The sequence below is a fragment of the Peribacillus sp. YIM B13482 genome (assembly GCF_042787975.1).
Classification (GTDB): Bacteria; Bacillota; Bacilli; order Bacillales; family DSM-1321; genus Peribacillus; species Peribacillus simplex_A.
The window spans coordinates 1-4392 of the sequence record NZ_JBHZPF010000117.1 but is presented as its reverse complement, the minus strand read 5'-3'; the positions used below and the strand labels follow the sequence as shown (position 1 = coordinate 4392).

The window sequence follows — 4392 nt, the reverse complement described above, 5'->3', positions numbered from 1 at the left end:
CAAAAATCCTTTTAGATTGTCAACAGCCCCATAAGGGACACTTTTTTATGTGTGTCCGTTATCCGGGGTATAGTTCACCTTACTGGGGCTTTGTCTTTTTATTTTGAAGTAGATGTAGAGATCATCGAAGTAGCACTCCTTTTATCCTGAAGTTCCTTTTTAATATTATTAATACTTATATATAAATTAAAATCTTTAATTTTATTTAATTATAATTTATAAGTATACTTAGTGTAACAATATTTTAAATATTCAAAATAGTAGGCATTCAAAGCCTTCTATGTGAGAAAAGGGGTGGAATTCATTTAATGAGTTATAACTTAAACGAAAATCTAAAAAGAAGCTCAAGCAATTTCCCGGAAAGTATCGCTTATATCTTTAGAGATAAAAGTGTTACTTATCAAGAACTAAATCAGAAGGTGGATCGATTGGCTGCCGGTCTGTATGTACAAGGAATCAGGAAGGGAGATGGAGTGGCTCTAATTTTAGGAAATAGCCCTGAATTTCTCATTGCGTACTACGGCATTTTACGTCTAGGTGCATTTGTTGTTCCTATCAATCCTTTGTATACCCAAGGGGAAATCAACTACTTATTAGACAATAGTCAAGTCAAAGCGGTCATTACTCATGTTTCTGTAGAACCGAAGTTATCAGAAGTAAAAAAGCAGTTGGAAAATCTGAAGATTGTGATTTATACCGAAGCCGAGAATCAGGAATCGACATGGGAGCATCTCATGGAAACAGGCACAAGCTTCAATGCAGATGGAAGCCCTTACATTGATGAAGAAGACCTTGCAGTCATTCTATACACATCAGGAACAACCGGGAAACCAAAGGGTGCAATGTTAACGCATCGGAACTTGGTTTCAAATGCGGACTCCATTTCAAAATTACTAGAACTCGATGATAAAGATCGTGTCGTAGCTGTTCTGCCAATGTTCCACGTATTCTGTATGACAGTTTGTCTGAATGCGCCAATTGCTTGTGGGGCAACAGTCCTGATCCAGCCTAAATTCAGCCCTCATGACGTGGTCACGACCATTCGAGAAAAAAAGGCAACCGTGTTTGCTGGAGTACCTACGATGTACAGTTTTATCTATCAATTGCCTGAAGCGAATGCAGAGGATTGCCAATCTATTCGCCTGTGTATCTCTGGAGGTGCCTCGATTCCGGCAGAGCTGCTGCATAATTTTGAGAACAAGTTTAGTGTTTCTTTATTGGAAGGATATGGGCTTTCAGAAACTGCTCCTCTCGTCGCGATTAATCCTTTAAAAGGGACTCGCAAGCCAGGTTCTATCGGTTTGAATATTCCAGCTGTCCAAAGCAAAGTTGTAGATGAGTTTGGAAAAGAATTGCCGAGAAGAGAAGTAGGAGAATTAGTTGTTCAAGGGCCAAATGTAATGAAGGGATATTTTGGGATGCCGAAAGCTACTTCAACTGCTTTTAATGACGGGTGGTTTTACACTGGTGATCTCGCAACAATGGACGAAGAAGGATACATCTACATTGTTGACCGCAAGAAGGACATTATTATTGTTGGAGGCTACAATGTATATCCTCGTGAAGTGGAGGAAGTCCTGTATCAACATCCTGCTGTAATAGAGGCGGCCGTAATCGGAGTTCCAGATGGGGAATACGGAGAAAGTGTTAAAGCTTTTGTCGTAGTTAAGGATGAGCAGATCACCATGAATGACATTATTCAATTCTGTCAGGATAAGCTGGTGAAGTACAAGCTTCCTAAACGAGTAGAATTTTTTAAAGAGTTGCCTAAGAACTCAACAGGGAAGATTTTGCGAAGAGAGTTAAGAGAATTGACTGAAATGAACACTTATTAAAGGGGGATTAATTATGTCAACCATTTTAAAAGAAAAAGTTAAAGGGCAAGTAGCGTGGAAAGGCACTGACCTGGCTAAAGATGATTCATGGGTTTATTATTTGTCTGAAAAAACGATTGCCTCGCTTGAGGATGCTTTAGTTCATGTTAAACAAAAGGGTTTAAAAGCACCTGATTTTAACAAAGAGGATTTTCCGATTCCTGATATATATGAAGAAATCGTTTATTTTGTTGAAGAGCTGGAGAATGGGAGAGGGTTCCTATTAATTCGTGGATTACCTATTGAAAGATATACAGATGAAGAAGCAAGCATCATTTACTGGGGGCTCGGACTTCACATGGGCATTCCGGTATCGCAAAACGCAAATGGTGACCTCTTAGGGCACGTCAAAGATCAAGGTCTTAGCTTAGAAAATTCTAATGTACGTGGTTACCAAACGAAACTGCATCTTCCATTTCATGCTGATGGATCTGATGTTGTTGGCTTATTAAGCCTAAGAAAAGGGAAATCTGGAGGTCACAGCAGTATCATCAGTTCGATGACTGTTTACAATGAAATTCTGGAGAAGAACCCGGAATATCTAGGAGTTCTCTGTCGTCCATTTTACTTTGATCGTCGTGGAGAGGAAGCGCCGGGAGAACCTCCAGTATTTACATCATCAATCTTTAATTATTATGATGGTAAATTGAGCTGTAGATATGTCCGTTTATTTATCGAATCAGCACAAGCAAAAACAGGCATACAATTGTCAAAAGTGGAAATTGAAGCATTAGACTTATTGGACTCCCTACTTCATGATGAGAATTTACATTATAACATGATGTTGGAAGAAGGTGATATGCAGTTCGTCAATAATTATACGATTCTTCACTCACGTACTCAATACGAAGACTATGAAGAGCCGGAACGCAAACGTCATCTTTTAAGATTGTGGCTCACGATGCCAAATGGTCGGGAAATTTCCCCGGAATTCGCGATGTTTATTGATGAGAATACAGGTAAACCAGGTCGCGGCGGCGTACCCCAACGTAAAACAACATCTGGCGGTATTATAGAAACCCTGAAGTGATTTTTTATAAAACGTTTAGTAAGAACGAGTGGGAACACCTTTTCAGAATTCAGAAAAAGGTGTTCCTTATATAGGAAAACGTGGGGAGATTTTCATGACAAGCACTCCAAAATATTCTTGGATTATCTTATTATTTCTAGTTCTTAGCGGGATGATCAACCAAGTGGATAAAATAATTATTGGGTTGGTTTCCGTTCCTTTAATGAAAGAGTTACATTTAAGTCCATCGCAATGGGGAGTTGTAGGAAGTTCTTTCTTTTGGTTCTTTACCTTCTCCTCTATTATTTTTGGCGGCATGGCCGATTCAAAAAACACGAAAAAAATGTTAACTTGGATGTCGTTGGTTTGGTTGATAGTTCAATTTTTCACCCCTTTCGTTAGCAGTTTGTCTATGCTTTTGTTAACCAGAATGATTTTGGGAGCTGGTGAAGGTCCTGCCCCCGCTCTATCCACGGCAATCATGGGAAAATGGTTTCCGAAACATAGGCATGGCATCGGTTTTGGTGCGGTTCTATTAGGAACGACAGGGGGATCTGCGATTGCTTCGCCATTATTAATCTCCTTGATTGATCATTATGGATGGAGATCTGCATTTATAGCGATGGGCATTCTGGGACTGATTGTGCTGGTTTTATGGATGATTTTCGGTAAAGAAAGTCCTCAAGAAATCGGCTGGCCGTCGATACAGCAAAAGGAGCAGCAATTATCCAGCCTCTCTAAAGTTTCTTGGAGTCAGTTTTTTCCGCATCTATTATCTAAAAACTTTATTCTGATCGTTTTGTGCGGGGGGTGTGCCTATTGGTTATTGTCCGTACAAGCGGTATGGCTTCCAGCCTATTTTACCAAAATTCAACATTTTAATGGTCAAACATTAAAATTAGCCGTGTCTTTACCTTTTCTTTTTGCAGCGTTTTTCCAATTAGGATTTGCCATTCTATCAGATCGGCTCTATCGTAAAACCAGAGATATTCGTAAAGCACGAATAAATCTTGCCGGTATAACGATGATGTTATCCGCTCTATGCTTATACCTAGCAAATGCCGCGAATTCCACGGTGATGTCCATATTGTTCTTCACCCTTGCTCCGGGTTTTGCGTATGTCATTCTTTCACTCGCACCCGCAATATTGATGGAGTTTTTTTCTCCCCAGAATATTGGAAAGGCACAAGGGACGTTCATTGCACTTGCGAGTATTACAAGCGTTATTGCTCCACTCGTATTTGGCTATCTTATTCAAAATTCTGAGACTGAAGCTATCGGATACGGATACGCATTTCAAGTCTCTTCTTTAGGGATGCTCATTATTGGATTATTGTTTTGGATCGGTGTACGTCCCGCAAAGGAAAGCCACACAATAATTGAAACAGATAAGAAATTGAGAATTTAAGAGATATAAACGTAGATTGAAAGATGGATTTGGGTCAATATTTTGGACACTAAAAAGTTAAATCTTAAGCTGTATTCCTAATTCGATCTTCAATGGCTTGT

The 4392-nt window shown here is 39.5% G+C and carries 3 protein-coding genes; all 3 read left to right on the top strand.

Annotated elements, in window-relative coordinates:
* Nucleotides 1-308: 308 nt before the first annotated feature.
* The 3 genes from ACFX4L_RS25040 (at nt 309) to ACFX4L_RS25030 (ending at nt 4291) form a co-directional block, all read left to right on the top strand.
* Entirely contained in the window at nt 309-1835 is a 1527-nt protein-coding gene (locus ACFX4L_RS25040; protein WP_377406624.1) for a long-chain-fatty-acid--CoA ligase, read from the top strand.
* 13 nt (nt 1836-1848) lie between these two features.
* On the top strand, nt 1849-2904 hold the full coding sequence (locus tag ACFX4L_RS25035) for a TauD/TfdA family dioxygenase (protein WP_284470982.1): 1056 nt from the start codon (nt 1849-1851) through the stop codon (nt 2902-2904).
* Between the two features lie 94 nt (nt 2905-2998).
* Entirely contained in the window at nt 2999-4291 is a 1293-nt protein-coding gene (locus tag ACFX4L_RS25030) for an MFS transporter (protein WP_377406622.1), read from the top strand.
* The last annotated feature ends 101 nt before the right edge of the window (nt 4292-4392 follow it).